Source organism: Mariniflexile gromovii (genome assembly GCF_017814435.1).
In the GTDB taxonomy this organism is placed as follows: Bacteria; Bacteroidota; Bacteroidia; order Flavobacteriales; family Flavobacteriaceae; genus Mariniflexile; species Mariniflexile gromovii.
On the sequence record NZ_JAGJCB010000003.1, the window covers coordinates 240829 to 259942 of the forward strand.

The 19114-nt window shown below is 34.3% G+C and carries 19 protein-coding genes; 10 read left to right on the top strand and 9 right to left on the bottom strand.

What is annotated here, in order from left to right; all coding sequences use genetic code 11:
- Nucleotides 1-747, top strand: a complete 747-nt coding sequence (locus J8H85_RS04710) for a LytR/AlgR family response regulator transcription factor (protein WP_209653155.1) — start codon at nucleotides 1-3, stop codon at nucleotides 745-747.
- 428 nt (nucleotides 748-1175) lie between these two features.
- Here J8H85_RS04710 and purH read toward each other — a convergent pair whose 3' ends face one another.
- Nucleotides 1176-2708 (bottom strand): bifunctional phosphoribosylaminoimidazolecarboxamide formyltransferase/IMP cyclohydrolase, encoded by a 1533-nt coding sequence (gene purH, locus J8H85_RS04715; RefSeq protein ID WP_209653157.1) that lies wholly within the window; start codon nucleotides 2706-2708, stop codon nucleotides 1176-1178.
- 197 nt (nucleotides 2709-2905) lie between these two features.
- Nucleotides 2906-3364, bottom strand: a complete 459-nt coding sequence (locus tag J8H85_RS04720) for a GAF domain-containing protein (RefSeq protein WP_209653159.1) — start codon at nucleotides 3362-3364, stop codon at nucleotides 2906-2908.
- A 189-nt stretch (nucleotides 3365-3553) separates the two neighbouring features.
- On the opposite strand from J8H85_RS04720, the gene J8H85_RS04725 reads away from it, so the two are divergent.
- From J8H85_RS04725 to J8H85_RS04765, 9 genes are all read left to right on the top strand, one after another.
- Nucleotides 3554-4138 (top strand): helix-turn-helix domain-containing protein, encoded by a 585-nt coding sequence (locus J8H85_RS04725; RefSeq protein ID WP_209653161.1) that lies wholly within the window; start codon nucleotides 3554-3556, stop codon nucleotides 4136-4138.
- 62 nt (nucleotides 4139-4200) lie between these two features.
- A complete protein-coding gene (gene xrtF / locus J8H85_RS04730) occupies nucleotides 4201-4752 on the top strand; it encodes an exosortase family protein XrtF (protein ID WP_209653163.1) in 552 nt (183 codons plus the stop codon).
- Nucleotides 4745-5173 (top strand): exosortase F system-associated membrane protein, encoded by a 429-nt coding sequence (locus tag J8H85_RS04735; protein WP_209653165.1) that lies wholly within the window; start codon nucleotides 4745-4747, stop codon nucleotides 5171-5173. The genes xrtF and J8H85_RS04735 overlap by 8 nt, the downstream gene beginning before the upstream one ends.
- Before the next feature lie 58 nt (nucleotides 5174-5231).
- The gene (locus J8H85_RS04740; RefSeq protein ID WP_317194980.1) at nucleotides 5232-5645 is read left to right on the top strand and encodes an HYC_CC_PP family protein; all 414 of its coding nucleotides are present in this window, start codon (nucleotides 5232-5234) and stop codon (nucleotides 5643-5645) included.
- Nucleotides 5646-5729: 84 nt separating this feature from the next.
- On the top strand, nucleotides 5730-6449 hold the full coding sequence (locus tag J8H85_RS04745; RefSeq protein ID WP_209653167.1) for a heavy-metal-associated domain-containing protein: 720 nt from the start codon (nucleotides 5730-5732) through the stop codon (nucleotides 6447-6449).
- A 104-nt stretch (nucleotides 6450-6553) separates the two neighbouring features.
- Entirely contained in the window at nucleotides 6554-8803 is a 2250-nt protein-coding gene (locus J8H85_RS04750) for a TonB-dependent receptor (RefSeq protein ID WP_209653169.1), read from the top strand.
- Nucleotides 8804-8918: 115 nt separating this feature from the next.
- Nucleotides 8919-9272 carry a heavy-metal-associated domain-containing protein gene (locus J8H85_RS04755; RefSeq protein ID WP_209653171.1) on the top strand — a complete coding sequence of 118 codons (354 nt, stop codon included), beginning with the start codon at nucleotides 8919-8921 and terminating at the stop codon, nucleotides 9270-9272.
- A gap of 157 nt (nucleotides 9273-9429) precedes the next feature.
- Nucleotides 9430-11643, top strand: coding sequence for a S9 family peptidase (locus tag J8H85_RS04760; protein ID WP_209653173.1), 2214 nt, complete (start codon nucleotides 9430-9432; stop codon nucleotides 11641-11643).
- Nucleotides 11644-11742: 99 nt separating this feature from the next.
- Nucleotides 11743-13125, top strand: coding sequence for a sulfatase family protein (locus tag J8H85_RS04765; protein ID WP_209653174.1), 1383 nt, complete (start codon nucleotides 11743-11745; stop codon nucleotides 13123-13125).
- A 166-nt stretch (nucleotides 13126-13291) separates the two neighbouring features.
- Here the strand turns inward: J8H85_RS04765 and groL are convergent, their stop codons facing one another.
- The 7 genes from groL to J8H85_RS04800 all read right to left on the bottom strand — a co-directional run bounded on the left by groL (nucleotide 13292) and on the right by J8H85_RS04800 (nucleotide 19064).
- Nucleotides 13292-14920 (bottom strand): chaperonin GroEL, encoded by a 1629-nt coding sequence (gene groL, locus J8H85_RS04770; RefSeq protein WP_209653176.1) that lies wholly within the window; start codon nucleotides 14918-14920, stop codon nucleotides 13292-13294.
- A gap of 33 nt (nucleotides 14921-14953) precedes the next feature.
- Entirely contained in the window at nucleotides 14954-15310 is a 357-nt protein-coding gene (locus tag J8H85_RS04775) for a four helix bundle protein (RefSeq protein WP_209653178.1), read from the bottom strand.
- Nucleotides 15311-15342: 32 nt separating this feature from the next.
- Entirely contained in the window at nucleotides 15343-15618 is a 276-nt protein-coding gene (locus J8H85_RS04780; RefSeq protein WP_209653179.1) for a co-chaperone GroES, read from the bottom strand.
- Between the two features lie 149 nt (nucleotides 15619-15767).
- Entirely contained in the window at nucleotides 15768-16106 is a 339-nt protein-coding gene (gene secG / locus J8H85_RS04785; RefSeq protein WP_209653182.1) for a preprotein translocase subunit SecG, read from the bottom strand.
- Complete coding sequence (locus J8H85_RS04790; protein ID WP_209653184.1) at nucleotides 16106-17050, bottom strand: hypothetical protein; 945 nt, start codon at nucleotides 17048-17050, stop codon at nucleotides 16106-16108. Before J8H85_RS04790 ends, secG begins: the two co-directional genes overlap by 1 nt.
- A 118-nt stretch (nucleotides 17051-17168) precedes the next feature.
- The gene (gene lptE, locus J8H85_RS04795; protein ID WP_209653186.1) at nucleotides 17169-17678 is read right to left on the bottom strand and encodes an LPS assembly lipoprotein LptE; all 510 of its coding nucleotides are present in this window, start codon (nucleotides 17676-17678) and stop codon (nucleotides 17169-17171) included.
- Nucleotides 17679-17795: 117 nt separating this feature from the next.
- Nucleotides 17796-19064, bottom strand: a complete 1269-nt coding sequence (locus J8H85_RS04800) for a sigma-54 interaction domain-containing protein (protein WP_209653188.1) — start codon at nucleotides 19062-19064, stop codon at nucleotides 17796-17798.
- Nucleotides 19065-19114: the final 50 nt, after the last annotated feature.

Consider the following 19114-nt stretch of genomic DNA (forward strand, 5'->3'; position numbering starts at 1 on the left):
ATGGACCATGTAAATGTACTTATAGTAGAAGATACACCATCTGAAAGTAGCGCTTTAACGGCCGTACTTAAGGCTAATAGTTACAATATTGTTGGTGTAGCAACTAGTTTTAAAACTGCTTTAGAAATGTTCTATGCAAATAAAATAGACATTGTTGTTATTGATATTTTTTTGAATGGAAATCCAGATGGTATTTCTTTTGCCGAAACCATAAACGCGAGTCCTGGTGCATCAAAACCATTTGTGTTTTTAACCAGTTCTACCGATAGGCAAATATTTGAACGCGCCAAATTAACACAACCTTTTAGTTATTTGATGAAGCCGTTTAATGAGTTGGAAATTCTATATGCTTTGGAAATGGCTGTTGAAAAATTCTATACACAAACCGATGTGTTTTTAGGAGACGAAGAAGATACGATTATAAGCAAAGAGTATCTGTTTATTAAGAAGGGTAAGTCGTTAAAAAAAGCACTAATTGCCGATATTATATATATTGAAGTAGAAGAGAAATACTGTAATATCATCACTGAAAAGGAAAAATTCGTAATTCTTATATCTCTAACAAAAATGCTGAAATTGTTAGATGGTTCGGTGTTTTTAAGAACCCATAGAAACTACATTGTAAATTCAGAAAAAATAATGGAGATTGTACCTGCTGATAATCTTATAGTTTTAGCTGGAAACCATAAAGTAACACTTAGTGAAAACTATAAGGATATTTTAAAAAAACTTCCTACCTTAAAGTAACTTCATTTTAAAAAAGTAAAAGCAGCAAATAGTTTTGTGTGCATATTTGTTTTAATTATCCATTCTTATGGATAAAAAAACCGGCTTTATGCCAATTTTTCCCTGTAACCTTTAGTTAAGTATTAATTTTATAAAAGAAAACAGAACACTTTAATAAACTAAATGTTTCTGAAAATGTTACTAAAACGGAATAAACTAAAAATTAAATCAGGGATGATTACAAAAAAAATAACTCGGAAATCGAAATCATACTACTTTATGCTATTATTAATGGCAGCTGTTTTAATTCAATTGGGGCTATTAATATATCGATTAAGTAAATTATTGGATTTTTAACTTATAAGGGGAGGTTAATTATTTATAATTGATTTCAAAAAAAAGAGAGCACTATATTATTGTGCTCTCTTTTATAATGGGATTTTTATTTTTTAATGTTTGAAATGGCGTGTACCTGTCATAACCATCGCTACATTGTTTTCATTGCAATAATCTATACTCAACTGGTCCTTAATAGATCCACCTGGTTGAATTACGGCTGAAATACCTGCTTTGTTCGCTATTTCTACACAATCTGGGAATGGGAAAAATGCATCACTTGCCATAACAGCACCGTTTAAATCGAAATTAAAGGTTTTTGCTTTATGAATGGCTTGCTCTAAGGCATCAACACGACTGGTTTGCCCCGTTCCGCTAGCCAATAATTTTTTGTTTTTCACTAAAACAATGGTGTTCGATTTGGTGTGCTTACAAATTTTTGAAGCAAATATTAAATCGTCTAAATCGTTTTGAGTTGGTTTGGTATTGGTAACGTATGTTAAACCTTCAATGGTATCGGTAACATTGTTTCTGTCCTGAACTAAAATACCGTTTAAACAACTTCTAACGTTGGTTTGTGGCAATTCAACATCATTTAAAATTAAAATGATTCTGTTTTTCTTTCCTTTTAATATTTCTAAAGCTTCGGCATTGTAAGAAGGCGCAATGATAACCTCGCAGAATAAACTGCTTATTTCTTCAGCGGTCGCTTTATCAATTTCTGTATTACTTATTAAAACACCACCAAAAGCAGAAACTGGGTCGCCAGCTAAGGCATCTTTGTAAGCTTGGTGTATGCTGTTGCTTTGTGCAAAACCACAAGCGTTGTTGTGTTTTAAAATGGCAAAGGTTGGTGCTTCGCCCTTAAACTCGTTTATTAAGTTTACAGCGGCGTCAACATCTAATAAATTATTGTAACTTAGTTCTTTACCGTTTAATTTAGTGAACATGGCATCAAAATCGCCAAAGAAAAAACCTTTTTGGTGTGGGTTTTCGCCATAACGCAATACTTTACCGTTGGTTTCGCTAATTTTTAAAACAGTTTCTTCTTGGTTTTGGTTGAAGTAATTAAAAATAGCCGTATCGTAATGTGAAGAAACATTGAAAGCTTTTGCAGCAAAACGTCTTCTGTCTTCTTCTGAAATGCTTCCGTTATTTGCTGAAATCAATTCTAAAAACTCTGCATAATCATCCACTGATGCCACACAAATAACATCGGCAAAGTTTTTAGCGGCAGCTCTAATTAATGAAATACCACCTATATCAATTTTTTCAATAATATCTTGTGGGCTAGCGCCCGAAGCTACTGTTTTTTCAAATGGGTATAAATCAACAATAACCACATCTATTTGAGGGATTTCGTATTCCGATAATTCCTTAATATCGCCTTCGTGGTTTTGTCTGTTTAAAATACCACCAAATACTTTAGGGTGTAAAGTTTTTACACGACCACCAAGTATGGATGGGTACGATGTAACTTCTTCTACAGGAACCACATTAATACCTAAATCGTTAATAAAAGTTTGGGTGCCACCAGTTGAATAAATAGTTACACCTTGCTCGTTTAGTTTTCTAACAATAGGTTCTAAACCGTCTTTACTAAAAACGGAAATTAATGCTGATTTTACTGTTTTTTCGTTGCTCATTTTGTTAACCTTGAATTAAGGTGCAAAAGTAGTTATTTCAACTAAAATACAACTATTTATAAAGCAAAAAACAAGGTGATTTTTTAACTAAATCCTCAATTTATTAACAGGAAATGAGATTTCAAAAAAAAATAAAATCCAAATTCCAATGGAAAATGAAACTATAATGGAATTTGGATTTTTAAAATTGGAATTTATTATGAAAGTATTGTGGCAACTTGCTTACAAACAAATTCTAAAAAGCATTCGTCTTCTTCGGTAAAAGGATCTGGCGTGTTGGAGTCAATATCTATTTGTCCAATATTTTCACCATTCACAAAAATAGGGATTACAATTTCCGCTTTAACAGTAATGCTGCAAGCTATATAATTATCTTGGGCAGTTACATCGGGCACCACAAAATTCTGGTTGCTAACAGCTACTTGCCCACAAATACCTTTTCCAAATGGGATGATGGTATGGTCTGTTGGCGCACCTACATATGGTCCTAACTTTAATTCTTCCTTATCGCCATTTCTAAAATAAAAACCTACCCAATTGTAATGAGGGATGTGCTTTTCAAGTAGTTCGCAAATACTTAATAGGCGTTCATCAACTGTTTTTTCAGTATTTAAAATAATGGTTTCTACTTGGGGTTTTAGTTGTTCAAAAGTCATAAAATCAAAAAGTTTTGGTAAAAGTATTTAAAAAGCCATGAATTATATATTTGGTTTGCATAATTTTAACCTTAATAAACCATCGTAAATTATGCTTAGACATAAATGACGTAAAAATGACATATTAAAGGCGCAACATAAATGGCAGAGTTCAGAATACTTTTACTTCAAATTAAAATTATATAAAAAATGAACAATTTGAACTTATCACAAAGAGTAAAAGATCTAAGAAACCAAAAAGGAATGACGCAAGAATTACTAGCCGAAAATTCTGGTTTGAGTTTAAGAACAATTCAAAGAATTGAGAATAATGAAACTGTGCCAAGAGGCGATTCTTTAAAAAGATTAGCCATCGCGTTAAATACAACTCCAGATGAAATTATTGATTGGAAAATTCAGGAAGATAAAGGATATTTGATATTAATGAGTTTGTCTACCCTTGGGTTTTTGTTTTTCCCTATTTTGGGAATCATCATTCCTTTGGTTTTTTGGGTATTAAAAAAAGATAAATTAAAAAATGTAAATGAGCTTGGTAAATCAATTTTAAATTTTGAAATAACTTGGTCTCTTATACTTTTTTCATACTTCATTATGCTGTTTACAGGTATAGTTGGTGGAATAGTGAGGCATATAACTCCTTTCGGTGTATTGAAAGCTTATATTCCAATAATCATTTTATATATTTATAATTTTACTATAATTATTGTAAATACGGTAAGAGTTTCAAAAGGTAAGACAGGTAAATACATTCCTTCTTTAATGATATTCAAATAATGATATGATTGAAAGAATAAAAGCTTTAAATTCTGGTTTCTTAAATTAAATTATATGTTGTTTTGAAGTCACTTCTTCTAAAATATAAGTTAGTTGTAAAGTTTATACTTACGTTTTTGTTGGTGTATATTGCTTTGTCGGTTGCCTATAAATTTTATTTGCAGTTTTCTGATGGAAGTAAATACTACCCCGATTACATGACGCATTTGGTGGCAATTCAAAGTGAAGCTTTGCTTAATAGTTTGGGGTATCATGTACAAATGATGCCACATCCTGATGAGCCTTCCATGAAGATCATTATTAATGGTACGTATTTGGCGCGGATTATTGAAGGCTGTAATTCAATAAGTGTTATTATTTTATTTATATCGTTTATAATAGCATTTGCTTCAAATTTGAAAACTACCTTTTTTTATATACTGTCGGGAAGTGTTTTAATTTATGTTGTGAATTTAGTGCGCATTGTCCTTTTAAGTTTGTTGTTGTACCATTATCCTAAACATCAAGCTATTTTGCATAGTGTGGTGTTTCCTGGTATTATTTACGGACTCGTTTTTTTATTATGGGTATTTTGGGTAAATCGATTTTCTAAAATAAAAGGTACACATGCATAGGTTTACTAAATACATATGGCTTGGTGTTTTAGTAGGATTGTTAATTTTAATACGATTGTTTGAAAACGAATTGTTTTACGATCCGTATCTAACTTTTTTTCAAAACGACTACCTTTATATTGATAGCCCCAGACGCGAAATTTTTAAACTAACCCTATTCACTTCGTTGCGTTATCTATTAAATACCGGTATTTCTTTAGCTATTTTGTATTTGGTTTTTAAAGATGTAAGCATTGTTAAGTTTTCTGCGCTTATTTATATGTTGGCTTTTGTGGTGCTAATTTCCATTTATTTATATTTTGTAATTAACCCACGTCAAGAAGATTATTACTTGTTTTTTAACATGCGCCGGTTTTTAATTCAGCCTGTTATTTTAATACTGTTATTGCCAGCCTTTTATTACAATAAGCTTAAAAGCTAAAGAGTTAATCATATAATAAAGTTAAGTTGAACCTTTTAATTTTTTGTATTTTCGCACCGTGATAAAACAATTTTTATATAAAAGTTTTACGGTGCTATTGGCGTTGCTTGTAATGTTTTCAACGGTTTCTTTTACTGTTGAAAAGCATTTTTGTGGCGATGTTTTAATAGGTGTTTCTGTGTTTGCCGAAGCTGAGAAATGTGCTATGGAAGCTTTTGAAAAAGAACAGGAAGTCATCACAAAAAAAATATGTTGTAAAGATGAAGTGGATGTTGTTCAGGGGCAAGAAAATTTAAGACTTACTTCTTTTGATGATTTAGATTTTCAGCAACAACTTTTCAGCACTACATTTAGCTATGCTTTTGTTAATCTTTTTGAAAGTTTAGAGAAGCATATTGTTCCCCATAAAGATTATTCTCCTCCAAATTTGGTCGCCGATATTCAGGTGTTGGACCAAGTTTTCATAATTTGATAAATTAATTTATGTCTTGTCATTCCTGCAAAAGCAGGAATCCACTTGTATTTACATTACATAAATTAATAATTCAAACAAATCATGAAACATACATATACAGTTACAGGCATGACCTGTAATGGTTGCAGAACATCCGTTGAGGAAAAACTCAATACGATAGATGGTGTCATCAATGCAACCGTAAATTTAGAAAAAGGTGAAGCTGTTATTGAAATGGCAAAACATATTGAAACCGATACCATTCAAAAAGCACTTCCCGAGAAATATACCATTTCAGAAAAAAATGTTTTTAAAACAGCGCCGATGGTAGCTGAAGCAGAAAAAGGCGATTTACAACAACTTTTTCCCTTGTTTTTAATATTTGGTTACATAACAGTAGCCGCTATCTTATTAAACTATAAACCTTGGGACGGAAGCAGTTTTATGCTCGATTTTATGGGCTTGTTTTACGTGGTTTTCAGCTTTTTTAAACTGTTGGACTTAAAAGGTTTTCCGGAAAGTTTCAAAATGTACGACCCCCTGGCTAAGGTAATACCTGTTTATGGTTGGGTGTATCCATTTATAGAAGTAGCATTGGGGGTTCTGTTTTTAATGCGCATTGAAATTCCTATAGCCTTGGTGATTACCTTAATTATTTTAGGTATTACAACGGTGGGTGTAACCAAAACGTTGCTCGATAAAAAATCGATTCAATGTGCTTGTTTAGGAACCGCTTTAAAATTACCAATGACGAAAGCAACCTTTATAGAAAACAGTGTTATGATTGTTATGGCAATTATCATGTTAATTGGTATGGCTTAATATGGCGCGGAGTTGCCCCTTGCGTTAGGGATTGAAGCAAGCTACCGTGTAGCGCATAAAGCCCGACCCTTGTGGTAACGCCCCATTAAAATTTAAAAACCAAAATGAAACGAATAATAAATATAGTACTCATGCTTCCGCTTTTTATGGCATCCCAAGAAAAAGTAAATGGGATGATTATGGAAGCTAATGATAAAAATGAACACATTGGTTTAGCTGGTGCCAACGTGTATTGGCTAAACACCAGTATTGGAACGGTGACTAATGTGGACGGGAAATTCATATTACCTTACTCAAAAGAACATAGTAAATTGGTGATTAGTTATGTGGGTTTTAAAACCGATACCTTAACTATTAAACAGCCAAAATTTGTACAACATTGGTTAAAGCCTGTTGATGATTTGGATGCTGTAACGGTAACCTCTAGAAAACAGGCCACGGCAAAATCGTACTTGCAAGCAGCCAACACGTTTACTGTAAGTAGTGATGAATTGCTTAAAGCGGCATGCTGTAACTTGTCTGAAAGTTTTGAAACCAACCCATCCATCGATGTTAATTTTGCCGACGCCGTAACCGGAACGCGCCAAATAAAAATGTTGGGCTTAACTAGTCCGTATATTTTAATTGCTACAGAAAATATCCCGTCCATTCGAGGCGCTTCGCAAGCTTTTGGTTTGAGTTTTATTCCTGGTACTTGGGTTGAAAGTATTCAAATTACCAAAGGTGCAGGTAGTGTGGTGAACGGGTATGAAAGTATTGCGGGACAAATAAATGCGGAATTGGTGAAGCCTGCTATGGATGATAAGCTATTTGTGAATTTATATGGCGCTAGTAGTGAACGTATGGAGTTAAATACACACATCAACACCAAGGTAAGCAACAGGTGGGATACGGGTTTGTATATTCACGGTAATACGCACCACGGTGTGCATGATGTGAACAATGATGGGTTTTTGGACATGCCACAATACGACCAAATTAATGTGATGAACCGTTGGCAATACACCAATGCCGAAAAAGGCTTTTTAAGTTTTATTAATTTGAAGTTTTTAAACGATGAAAAGCAAACCGGTGAACTTGATTTTAACCCTAAAACCGATAAATTAACCACCAATGCATGGGGCAGTGAAATAGATACAAAACGCTACGAATTGTCTGTAAAATTGGGCTATGTAAACCCTGAAATCCCATGGCAAAGCGTTAGTTTTCAAACGGCATTTAGTAGTCATAAACAAGATTCTTATTTTGGTTTGAAGCAGTATGATATTTTACATAATAGTTTGTATTCTAACGTGATTTATAATTCCATTATTAGCGATTCTCGACATAAAATTAAAACTGGTTTAAGTTATACTTACGACCATTATGATGAGTTTTTAGACACACCAAATTTAGCTTCAGATTATGAGCGAACTGAACGTTCTGTAGGGGCGTTTTTTGAATATAATTATGACGATTTGGATAAGCTGAATTTAACGGCAGGTATTAGGGTTGATACTCATAATTTGTTGGGAACTTTTATAACACCACGCATCCATGCACGCTACACGCCTTGGGCAAAATCGGCTTTAAGAGCTTCTATTGGTCGTGGAAAGCGCAGTGCCAATATTTTTGCCGAAAACCAAAGCATGTTTTCAACCTCTAGAGCCATCAATATTTTAGACACAACGGGTAAGATTTATGGCTTAGACCCTGAAATTGCTTGGAATTATGGCGTATCATATTTACAAGGTTTTAATCTTTTTGGAAGAAAGGCAGATGTAACGGTCGATTTTTATAAAACCGATTTTACCAATCAGGTAGTGGTAGATTATGAAAATCCGCAAGAGGTGAATTTTTATAATCTTGATGGAAAAAGTTTTGCCAATAGTTTTCAAACAGAAGTAAATTATAATGCGTTCAAAAATTTCGATTTACGATTAGCTTATAAATTTTACGAAGTGAAAACCCAGTATAATTCAGGTGAATTGGAAAAACCATTAACACCAAAACATCGGTTTTTTGCAAATGCTTCTTATGAAACAAGTGTAAAAGAAAATGCCACGGGCCATTGGAAGTTTGATGCCACATTAAATTGGTTGGGAGAACAACGCTTTTTTTCAACTACCACAAATCCTGTGCAATATCAAGTAGCTGCAAATACGCCCAAATTGGCGACGCTAAATGCCCAAGTGACCAAAGTGTTTTCTTCAAAATTTGAATTATATTTAGGCGGTGAAAACATTACGAATGTTAGGCAAAGCAATCCTATAATTGCTGCAGACGACCCTTTTGGTTCGAATTTTGATACCACTTTTGTATACGGTCCCATTTTTGGAAGTATGTATTATGCAGGGTTGCGATATAGAATATAAAATTGCCACCAATACACGAATAATCATAAATAATATATTTGTGTATTCGTGGCAAAAAATAATAATAACAAATCGATAAATTTATTTTTTCGAGAATTAACAAAAACAATATAAAATGAAAAAACTATCATTAATTACCATGCTATTAATAGGAATGTTAACATTCGCACAAAACAAAAACGAAAAAGCTTTTTTAGAGGTTGATGGCGTTTGTATGATGTGTAAATCTAGAATAGAAAAAGCATGTTTTGGTACCAAAGGCGTAAAAAGTGCCATTTGGGACGTAAAAACCCATGAGTTGAAACTTATTTATGATGCCCGTAAAACCGATTTAAAAACCATACAGAAAAGTGTGGCGGCAGTAGGGCATGATAGTAAAGGGTTAAAAGCTACCGATGAAGCTTATAATTCCGTTCATCCATGCTGTAAATACAGAGATGAAAACGTGAAAGACGACCATAACGATTAATCGGAAACCAAATAATTAAAAGCCCAAAGCATTTGTTTTGGGCTTTCTTGTTTCTAAGTTTTTGTTTTTCTTAATGTTCTGTTAAACGCTAAAAGAATCGCAATAAATATGAATCAAATTAAGTAATATTGAAGAATATTCAATAAAATAGATGTTTATGCAAATTTTCAATTTTAAATGGCGACTGAAATCAACGGCTATTTTGCTTGTTTTTATGGTATTGTCGTTTTTAAGTTATTCCCAAGGAGGCGGGTTCAAATGGTCTAAAGATGGCAGTTCGTATTACAGAATTCTAAAAGAAGGCATTGTTCAATATAGCTTACCTTCAAACAATTCAAAAGTATTGATATCCAAAGAACAATTAACACCAACAGGTAGCAATGAACCGCTAAGCGTAAGTTATTTTGCGTTTTCAAAAGACGAGAAAAAGGTATTGCTGTTTGCAAACACCAAACGCGTTTGGCGAATTAATACGAAAGGTGATTATTGGGTGTTGAATATGGCAACAGGTACATTGCAACAACTTGGTAAAACCATGCCAGAGTCGTCGCTCATGTTTGCCAAAATATCTCCCGATGGAACCCATGCCGCTTATGTAAGTGGGAATAATATATATGTGGAAGACTTAAGCACTTCAAAAATAAAAGCCTTAACTGCCAATGGTACCGAAACTTTAATTAACGGTACGTTTGATTGGGTTTATGAAGAAGAATTTGCGTGTAGAGATGGATTTCGATGGAGTCCTGATAGTAAATCGATTGCTTATTGGCAAATTGATGCGAGCGAAACCAAAACCTTTTACATGATAAATAATACCGATTCCATATATTCACAATTGGTGCCTTTGGAATATCCAAAAGTAGGCGAAACACCTTCGGCATGTAAAGTGGGTGTGGTAACTATTGCTGATGCCAAAACCACTTGGATGGATGTGCCTGGTGATGCCCGCCAACATTATTTGGTGCGTATGGAATTTATTCCTTCTACCGAAAAATTATTGATTCAACAGTTAAATAGAAAACAAAACCAAAGTAAATTGTTTGTTTCTGAACCTAATACGGGCGTTTCTAAACTTATTTACGAGGAAACCGATAAAGCTTGGGTAGATATTTACCATCCAGGAGATAAATATGCACTCGATTTTACCAATAATTTTATTTGGTATCATGAAGGCAAAAATATTTTGTGGACAACCGAAAAAGATGGATGGAGGCATTTGTATAACGTATCTTTAGAAGGGAAAAAAGAACAGCTTATTACCAATGGAAACTACGATTTTATAGACCTATCGTACATAGATGCTAAAAACGGTTATGTGTATTTTATGGCGTCGCCCAACAACGCTACTCAAAGTTATTTGTACAAAACCAAGTTAAATGGCAAAGGGAAATTGGAATTAGTGAGTTCGAAAACCTTACAAGGCACACATGGTTATGATGTATCACCAACGGGTGCGTTTGCTATCCATTCGTTTTCAAACCATTATACAAAATCGGCTTCTGAACTTATAAATTTCGAAAAACAACAGCCTATAAATGTGGATTACAGCATAGAAGCCAATTTATCTAAATTAGAAGTTCCAAAAAAAGTAGAGTTTTTTAAAGTAACCACTGCTGAAGGTGTCGAAATGGACGGTTGGATGGTAAAACCAACCAATTTTGATGCTTCCAAAAAATATCCCGTAGTGTTTTATGTGTATTCAGAACCCGGAACAGCTACGGTTAAAGATACCTATGGTGCTGGAAATAACAGAAACTATATGGGGAGTATGGCAGATGATGGATATATTTATATCTCGTTAGACAACCGAGGTACGCCAGCACCAAAAGGTAGGGAATGGCGCAAAAGTATTTATAGAAATATTGGAAGGTTGAATATAAAAGACCAAGCCATGGCAGCTAAAGAAATATTGAAATGGAATTTTGTAGACCCCGAGCGTATTGCTGTTTGGGGATGGAGTGGAGGAGGTTCTACCACGTTGAATTTGATGTTTCAATATCCTGAAATTTATAAAACTGGTATATCGGTGGCGGCTATTACAAATTTATTGACCTATGATAATGTGTATCAAGAACGTTTTATGGGGTTGCCACAAGAAAATATGGAGAATTATGTTGATGGCTCGCCAGTAACATATGCTAAAAATTTACAGGGCAACTTATTGATAATTCATGGTACGGGCGATGATAACGTGCACTACCAAAATGCTGAAATTTTAGTGAATGAATTGGTAAAACATAACAAGCAATTTCAGTTTATGCCGTACCCAAACCGCACGCATGGTATTCGTGAAGGTGAAGGAACTACTGAGCATTTAAAAACTTTGTTTACCGATTATTTGAAAATGTATTGTCCGCCGGGAGGTAGATAGAAGATTTTCAATTTAATTTGTTAAGATTGGTGTCTCAAACATTAAAAACATTTCATGATCTTGTAGTTAACAAGCTAAGGAAATATAAAATAAAGTACAATGAATAAATGCAAAGTAAGTATCATCCTTTTGTCTATTGGTTTATGCATTAGCAGTAAAATATTTGGACAAACAAAGCAACCTAATTTTGTAATTATTCTTGGAGATGATATAAGTGCCAGAGATATTGGGATTTATGGAGCTAAGAACAAGAATACTACACCTAATATAGATAAATTAGCTAATGAAGGTATCCTGTTCAAAAATATGTTTGTATCTGAAGCCATTTGTGCTCCAACAAGAGCTGAATTATTTACAGGATTAACACCTAACAGAAATGGATGTAATGTAAATCATGCCCCAACAAAAAAAGGCACACTTAGTATTGTTCAGCATTTAAGTAAATTGGGGTATCGTGTTGGGTTAACGGGTAAAACGCATTTTAGTCCATCATCGGTTTATCCTTTTGAAATGATTGAAGGGTTTACCAAAAACGCGAATTATAACGGAACACCTCCAGAGAATTGGGATGGCATTAAAGAATTTATAAACCGAGACAGAAATCAACCTTTTTGTTTGATTATTTGTTCTGTACATGCTCATGCACCTTGGAATGCAGGCAACAGTTCCTTTTGGGACCCCAATACCGTTGTGCTTCCAAAAAATTTGGTAGACACTAAAGAAACACGTGAATACTTTACCGAATATCTAGCTGAAATAAAACTTTTTGATGAACAGGTTGGTAACGCTCAAAAACTTCTTGAAAAAAGTAATCTAGACTCTAATACAGCACTTATAGTATTGGATGAAAATGGTGTAGGTATGCCTGCAGGGAAATGGACAACTTACGACGTTGGGGTTAGGTCTGCCTGTATTATGAAATGGACAAAACCTTATAATAATAAACTCGTAACTCATGCGCTAACACAATATTGCGATATTTTGCCAACTCTAATTGATGCGGCGGGTGGAGTAGTCCCTTCAAACTTAGATGGAAAAAGTTTACTGCCCATAATAAAACAAAATAATACGGAGCATAGAGAATATGCCTATTTCTTATATAATAATACCCGTGAAGGACCAGAATATAAAATGAGGGCGATAACTGATGGACAATTTAAATTAATTTGGAATAAACCGTCAAACAATCTTTATGCTATACGTGTTATAAATGGATTTGATTTTGGCTATGTAGATAAAATGGAAGACCGTCATGTGCGTAAAATGTACCTTTCTTGGCTTGCCAAAGCAGGCTATGATAAAGATGCAAGTAACATTATTCAACGTTATAGAAAACATCCTGAATTTGAACTATATAACCTTAATGATGACCCAGAGGAAATGAATAATCTTGTAGAAAATCCTGAGCTTAATTTTAAAGTAAACGAACTTAAAAATGCTCTTTTAAAATGGATTGAGGATCAGGAAGACGATTTTTTATAAAAAACTAATGGACCAATATTTGTTTAATTGTTTCTTCTGCAAGTACTCAAGCACGAATATTCTGTCCGTGCCATTCAAAATAAGAACATTATAATCACAAAAAAAAAACGCTTCAAAATCAATTGAAGCGTTTTTTAATATTTATCGATGGCGATTCACCATTCGACTACATCATTCCTGGCATACCGCCGCCCATTGGAGGGTGTCCTGCCGATTCTTCTTTAATATCAATTAAAGCACACTCGGTAGTTAAAATCATTCCAGCTACTGAAGCTGCATTTTCTAAAGCAATACGCGTTACTTTCTTAGGGTCAATAATACCTGCTTTTAGCATATCTACATAGGTTTCAGACTTCGCATCGTAACCAAAAGCACCTTTGCCTTCCATCACTTTAGATACTACAACACTACCTTCACCACCTGCGTTTTCAACAATGGTACGTAAAGGCGCTTCAATAGCACGTGCTACAATTTGAATACCTGTTGTTTCATCAAGGTTTTCAGTCGTAATTTTATCTAAAACCGATTTTGCTCTTACCAAGGCAACACCACCACCGGCAACAATACCTTCTTCAACGGCAGCTCTTGTAGCGTGTAATGCATCATCCACTCGGTCTTTTTTCTCTTTCATTTCAACTTCCGAAGCGGCTCCTACATAAAGTACGGCTACACCGCCAGCTAATTTAGCTAAACGCTCTTGCAGTTTCTCTTTATCGTAATCGCTTGTTGTTGTTTCAATTTGTGCCTTAATTTGGTTTACACGTGCTTTAATATCATTGGCATCGCCAGAACCGTTTACAATTGTTGTATTGTCTTTATCAACGGTTACAGTTTCAGCAGTACCTAACATGCTTAAGTCGGCATTTTCTAAAGTGAATCCTCTTTCTTCAGAAATAACGGTTCCACCAGTTAAGATTGCGATGTCTTCAAGCATAGCTTTACGTCTATCACCAAATCCAGGCGCTTTTACAGCAGCAATTTTTAATCCGCCACGTAATTTATTTACTACTAAAGTGGCTAAGGCTTGACCATCAACATCTTCGGCGACAATTAATAGTGGACGACCAGATTGTGCTACTGGTTCTAATATGGGAAGGATCTCTTGTAAGTTTGAAATCTTTTTGTCGAATAACAAGATGTAAGGATTGTCTAAATCAACAATCATTTTATCAGTATCGGTTACAAAGTAAGGCGATAAATAACCTCTGTCGAACTGCATACCTTCAACAACGTCAACGTAAGTGTCCATACCTTTAGCTTCTTCTACGGTAATAACACCTTCTTTTCCAACTTTAGCAAAGGCTTGCGCAATTAATTCGCCAATAGTTTCATCGTTATTTGCTGAAATAGACGCTACTTGCTTAATCATTTCAGAAGAGCTATCTACTTTTTTAGATTGGTTTTCAAGGTCTTTTACAATGGCTTCAACCGCTTTATCTATACCGCGTTTTAAATCCATTGGGTTTGCACCTGCAGCCACGTTTTTTAAACCTTCTTTTACAATAGCTTGTGCTAAAACGGTAGCGGTAGTTGTACCATCACCAGCTAAATCGTTGGTTTTGGAAGCTACTTCTTTTACCATTTGTGCGCCCATATTTTCTAGAGCGTCTTTTAATTCAATTTCTTTCGCTACTGATACACCATCTTTAGTTACTTGAGGTGCTCCGAAAGATTTACCAATAATAACGTTACGACCTTTAGGTCCTAATGTTACTTTTACTGCATTTGCTAAAGCGTCAACACCACGTTTTAAACCGTCGCGTGCTTCAATATCAAATTTTATATCTTTTGCCATTTTTAATTTGCTTTATGCCTTAAGCCAAATGCTTTAGGCGTTATTTAATTTTTGTTTTAATTGATGTGTTTTACTTTTAATTACGTTTACTTTATCAATAAGAACATTAGCTTGGTTATTTTCTATATAACCTAAATCTTTTGCTAATATGATTAAGTATTCGGTTTCGCTAGCCGACCCTAATGCTATAGTTAGAAATCTATTGAATTCTAAATCTGAATCTCTGCCACAGCCTTCTGAAATATTTGTAGGTATAGAAGCTGAAGATCTTCTTATTTGAGAGGTTAAACCGTAAATTTCGTCTTTTGGAAATGAATTTGTAATAGAGTAAATTTCTAATGTTAATTCATGACTCAAATTCCAAATATGATACTTTTTAAAGTCTCTCATGCCTATAGCTTAAAGCCTATTGGGTATAGCTTTTAGATAATTGCTAATATGTCGCTTTCGCGCATTATTAAATAATCTTTACCTTCTAATTTAAGTTCGGTGCCAGCATATTTACCATATAAAACAGTATCGCCAACTTTAACGGTAATAGGCTCGTCTTTGGTGCCTTTACCAGCGGCAACAACAGTTCCTTTTTGCGGTTTTTCTTTAGCGTTATCTGGAATAATGATTCCGGATGCTGTTTTAGTTTCAGCGGGAGCAGGTTCAATAAGAACGCGGTCTGCTAACGGTTTAATGTTTAATGACATATGAAATATTTTTTAAGTTAAAAATTAATGTTTACGGGATTGTAATAGTCTAAAAGTGTGCCAATGCTGGTAAACTGACAAACTTACAGTAACAAAAAATGCCAACTTATTTTAAGTTGGCATTTTGCTGTTTTTTATAGTGGCATAACTTATTCTACCGGAGTATTATTGTTTGCTGGTTGTGCTGGTTTAGGTAAAGGTTGCGATGTGGTTGCATCTAAATCCAAAGCTTTAGAATCTGCACTTTCACTACCTCTGTTGATGGCAACATTAGATAATAAAATTAATATCAATAATAAAGTTGCTAATGTCCAGGTGCTTTTGTCTAAAAAGTCGGTCGTCTTTTTTACACCTCCTAATTGTTGTGTACCGCCACCACCAAAAGATGAAGATAACCCGCCACCTTTAGGGTTTTGAACCATGATTACTACAATTAGTAAAAATGCTACCACAACTATTAATGCTAAAAATATTGTAAACGTACTCATTATTTCTTGTTATTTTGTTCTTGTAATTGTTCTACTGCCTTAATTTGGTCTGCAAAGAAACCACTTTTTTCTGGATATTTCAAACTTAAAATTTTATAAGATTGAATTGCTTTTTTATAGTTCTTTTGTTCCACATAAATTCGTGCCAACGTCTCGGTCATTAAGGCTTCGGGTTGTATCATTTGTGCTTCGGCCAAATTTACTTTGGAAGGTGAAAATGTGCTCGGATTTATTTTTGGATTTTTATTGATGAATTCTTCAATCAATTCAAATTTTTTAACCTTTTCAATGTTTGAAGTGTTTTCAGTATTATGTGTTTCGTTCGATTCTTCAGCTCTATTTTCTTTTCTTTCAATGGGTTGAAGACGTGTTAAATTCAACCATTCATTAAAAGAATGGGTTTCTTTTTTATTGAAATCAAATGGTTTTCCTAAATTTAATATGGTTTTATTAACCGATTCCGGAGCTTGTTTTTCTAATTCAATATTTTCAGATTCTTCTACAACAATTTCAGTATCGTTTGAAACTTCTTGCTGTTTAGGCTTGAACAACATAGGGTCTAGAACACCAATAGTTTCTATTATTTGTTGTTTCAGTCGGTCATCAGTAGTAACTTTTTTATTTATTGAAATGTCTTCAACATCAATTTCAATATCCTGTAAATGCGCTGTATTTTGTTTTATAAACTCTGAAATTTCATTTTGAACAAATACATCAGAAGTTATAAAATCGAATAAAATACTTCTGTCGGCGGTATAAGCTGCTGTAGTTTTAAGTTCTTGATTGTATTTGAAGCTATTTTCATTTTTTAAACCTTTAAGGTACAATGCGCGTGCCGATTGAAAATAAGGAAACTCATCTATAATAGATTTTACAGCTTCGGTTTGCTGAAGTGTGATGCTTTGCGGATGCTGAAGGATGTATGTAAAATCGGTATTGTTCATTTTTTTTAAAGAAAGTTTCAAAGTTTCAAAGCTTCAAAGTTGCAAAGTTACAGAGATTTAAAGTTCATAGTTCAAAGTATTAATTTTTTACACCTAACCCCCAAAACCCAACATCCATTTACCATTTCGCTAAAGTAGCGTTAAAAATATCTTGGGTGATGCGTTCAAAAATTTCTTCGTGGGCGGTTGTTTTTAAAGCACCTACTAGTTGAGCGCTTCCTGCATAATCGTAAAAGAACGAAAAGCTTTGTTCTAAATCGTCATCTTCTTTTTTTCTATTATAAAAGCGCACTTTCACGCTTATAGTCAGTCTGTTTTGTGCCGCTGTATTTTGCGACGTCGCAGTAGTAGGCGATATGCGATAGTCGGTTATTTCTCCTTCATAAACCAAATCGCCATTGGATTGAACTAAGTTTAAATTAGTTTGATTTTGTATTAAATCCTCTAAAGCCAATTTAAAATCGCGTTCTAAACCAGGTTCTACTAAAAGTGCATTGTTTTCAAAACGATTCACTTGGTAGGTTTTTACATTGGCAGGAATAGATGCGCCTGTAAAAGAATAGAAACCACAACTTGTAAATAAAAAGTTGAAAGCTATAAGTAGAAAGTAAATTAAAGTTTTTTTCATAGTATCTAAACACTTCACAAGCTCGGTGTGACATTTTGTTTTTATTATTGTAAAACGTTTACTTGTTTAATTTGTTGCAATTTTTGCTGTTAACGACCACTGCGACTGAAAACAGATTTAAAGATCGTATTGTTTTATTTTTCGGTACAAGGTACGTTCGCTAATGCCCAACTCAGCAGCTGCTAATTTACGTTTTCCTTGATGACGTTCAAGCGATTTTTTTATTAATTCCAATTCTTTGTCTTGTAACGATAAGGTTTCTTCTTCTTCAATTTCCTCAGCAAAATGGTATTTGTCCGGGGTTGTTTCTAAAGCATCCTGTTTTACCGCATGTTCTGGAATAGAAAGCACCTCGTCCGTATCTACAGTATCTTCTTCATATTCAGCATCATCTTCATCATTGCCATAAATTTTCTGAATTAAACTTTCATTGTTCTTTTCAACATCTTTGGTGTTGCCGTTTTTCATCAGTTCTAAAGTAAGCTTCTTTAAATCGTTCAAGTCGCTTTTCATGTCGAACAATACTTTGTATAGAATTTCGCGTTCGCTACTAAAATCGCTTTCGGCTTTTGAAGTTTTGATGACTGCGGGCAAATTGCTAGATGATGCTGGTAAATAACTTTTTAGGGTTTCGGCAGAAATGGTTCTGTTTTGTTCTAAAACCGAGAGTTGTTCGGCAATGTTTCGTAACTGACGAATGTTTCCTGCCCAACGGTGTTTTAACAGCATTTGTACTGCAGCATCGGTAAGTTTGATGGTGGGCATTTTGTATTTAAGTGCAAAATCGCTAGCGAATTTTCTAAATAATAAATGAATATCTTCTTGCCTATCGCGAAGTGGTGGTAAATGAATGTCAACGGTGCTTAAACGGTAGTACAAATCTTCACGAAACTTTTCTTTTTCTATGGCTTCAAACATATTCACGTTGGTAGCCGCTACAATGCGTACATTGGTTTTTTGCACTTTACTGGAGCCTACTTTTAAAAACTCGCCATTTTCCAAAACACGTAAAAGGCGTACTTGGGTGGTAAGCGGAAGCTCGCCAACTTCATCTAAAAAAATAGTACCGCCATCGGCTACTTCAAAATAGCCTTCACGGGTTTGGGTTGCTCCTGTAAACGATCCTTTTTCATGGCCAAAAAGTTCACTATCTATAGTGCCTTCGGGTATGGCTCCACAGTTTACCGCAATGTATTTGTTGTGCTTTCTGTGTGAAAGCTGATGTATTATTTTTGGAATACTTTCTTTACCCACGCCACTTTCGCCAGTAACCAACACCGAAATATCGGTAGGAGCCACTTGAATCGCTTTTTCTATGGCACGATTTAGCGCAGGCGTATTGCCAATAATACCAAAACGTTGTTTTATAGCTTGAATTGATTCCATTATTAAGTTAAAAGTTAAAAGTTGAAAGTTAAAAGTTGAAAAGTTTTGAA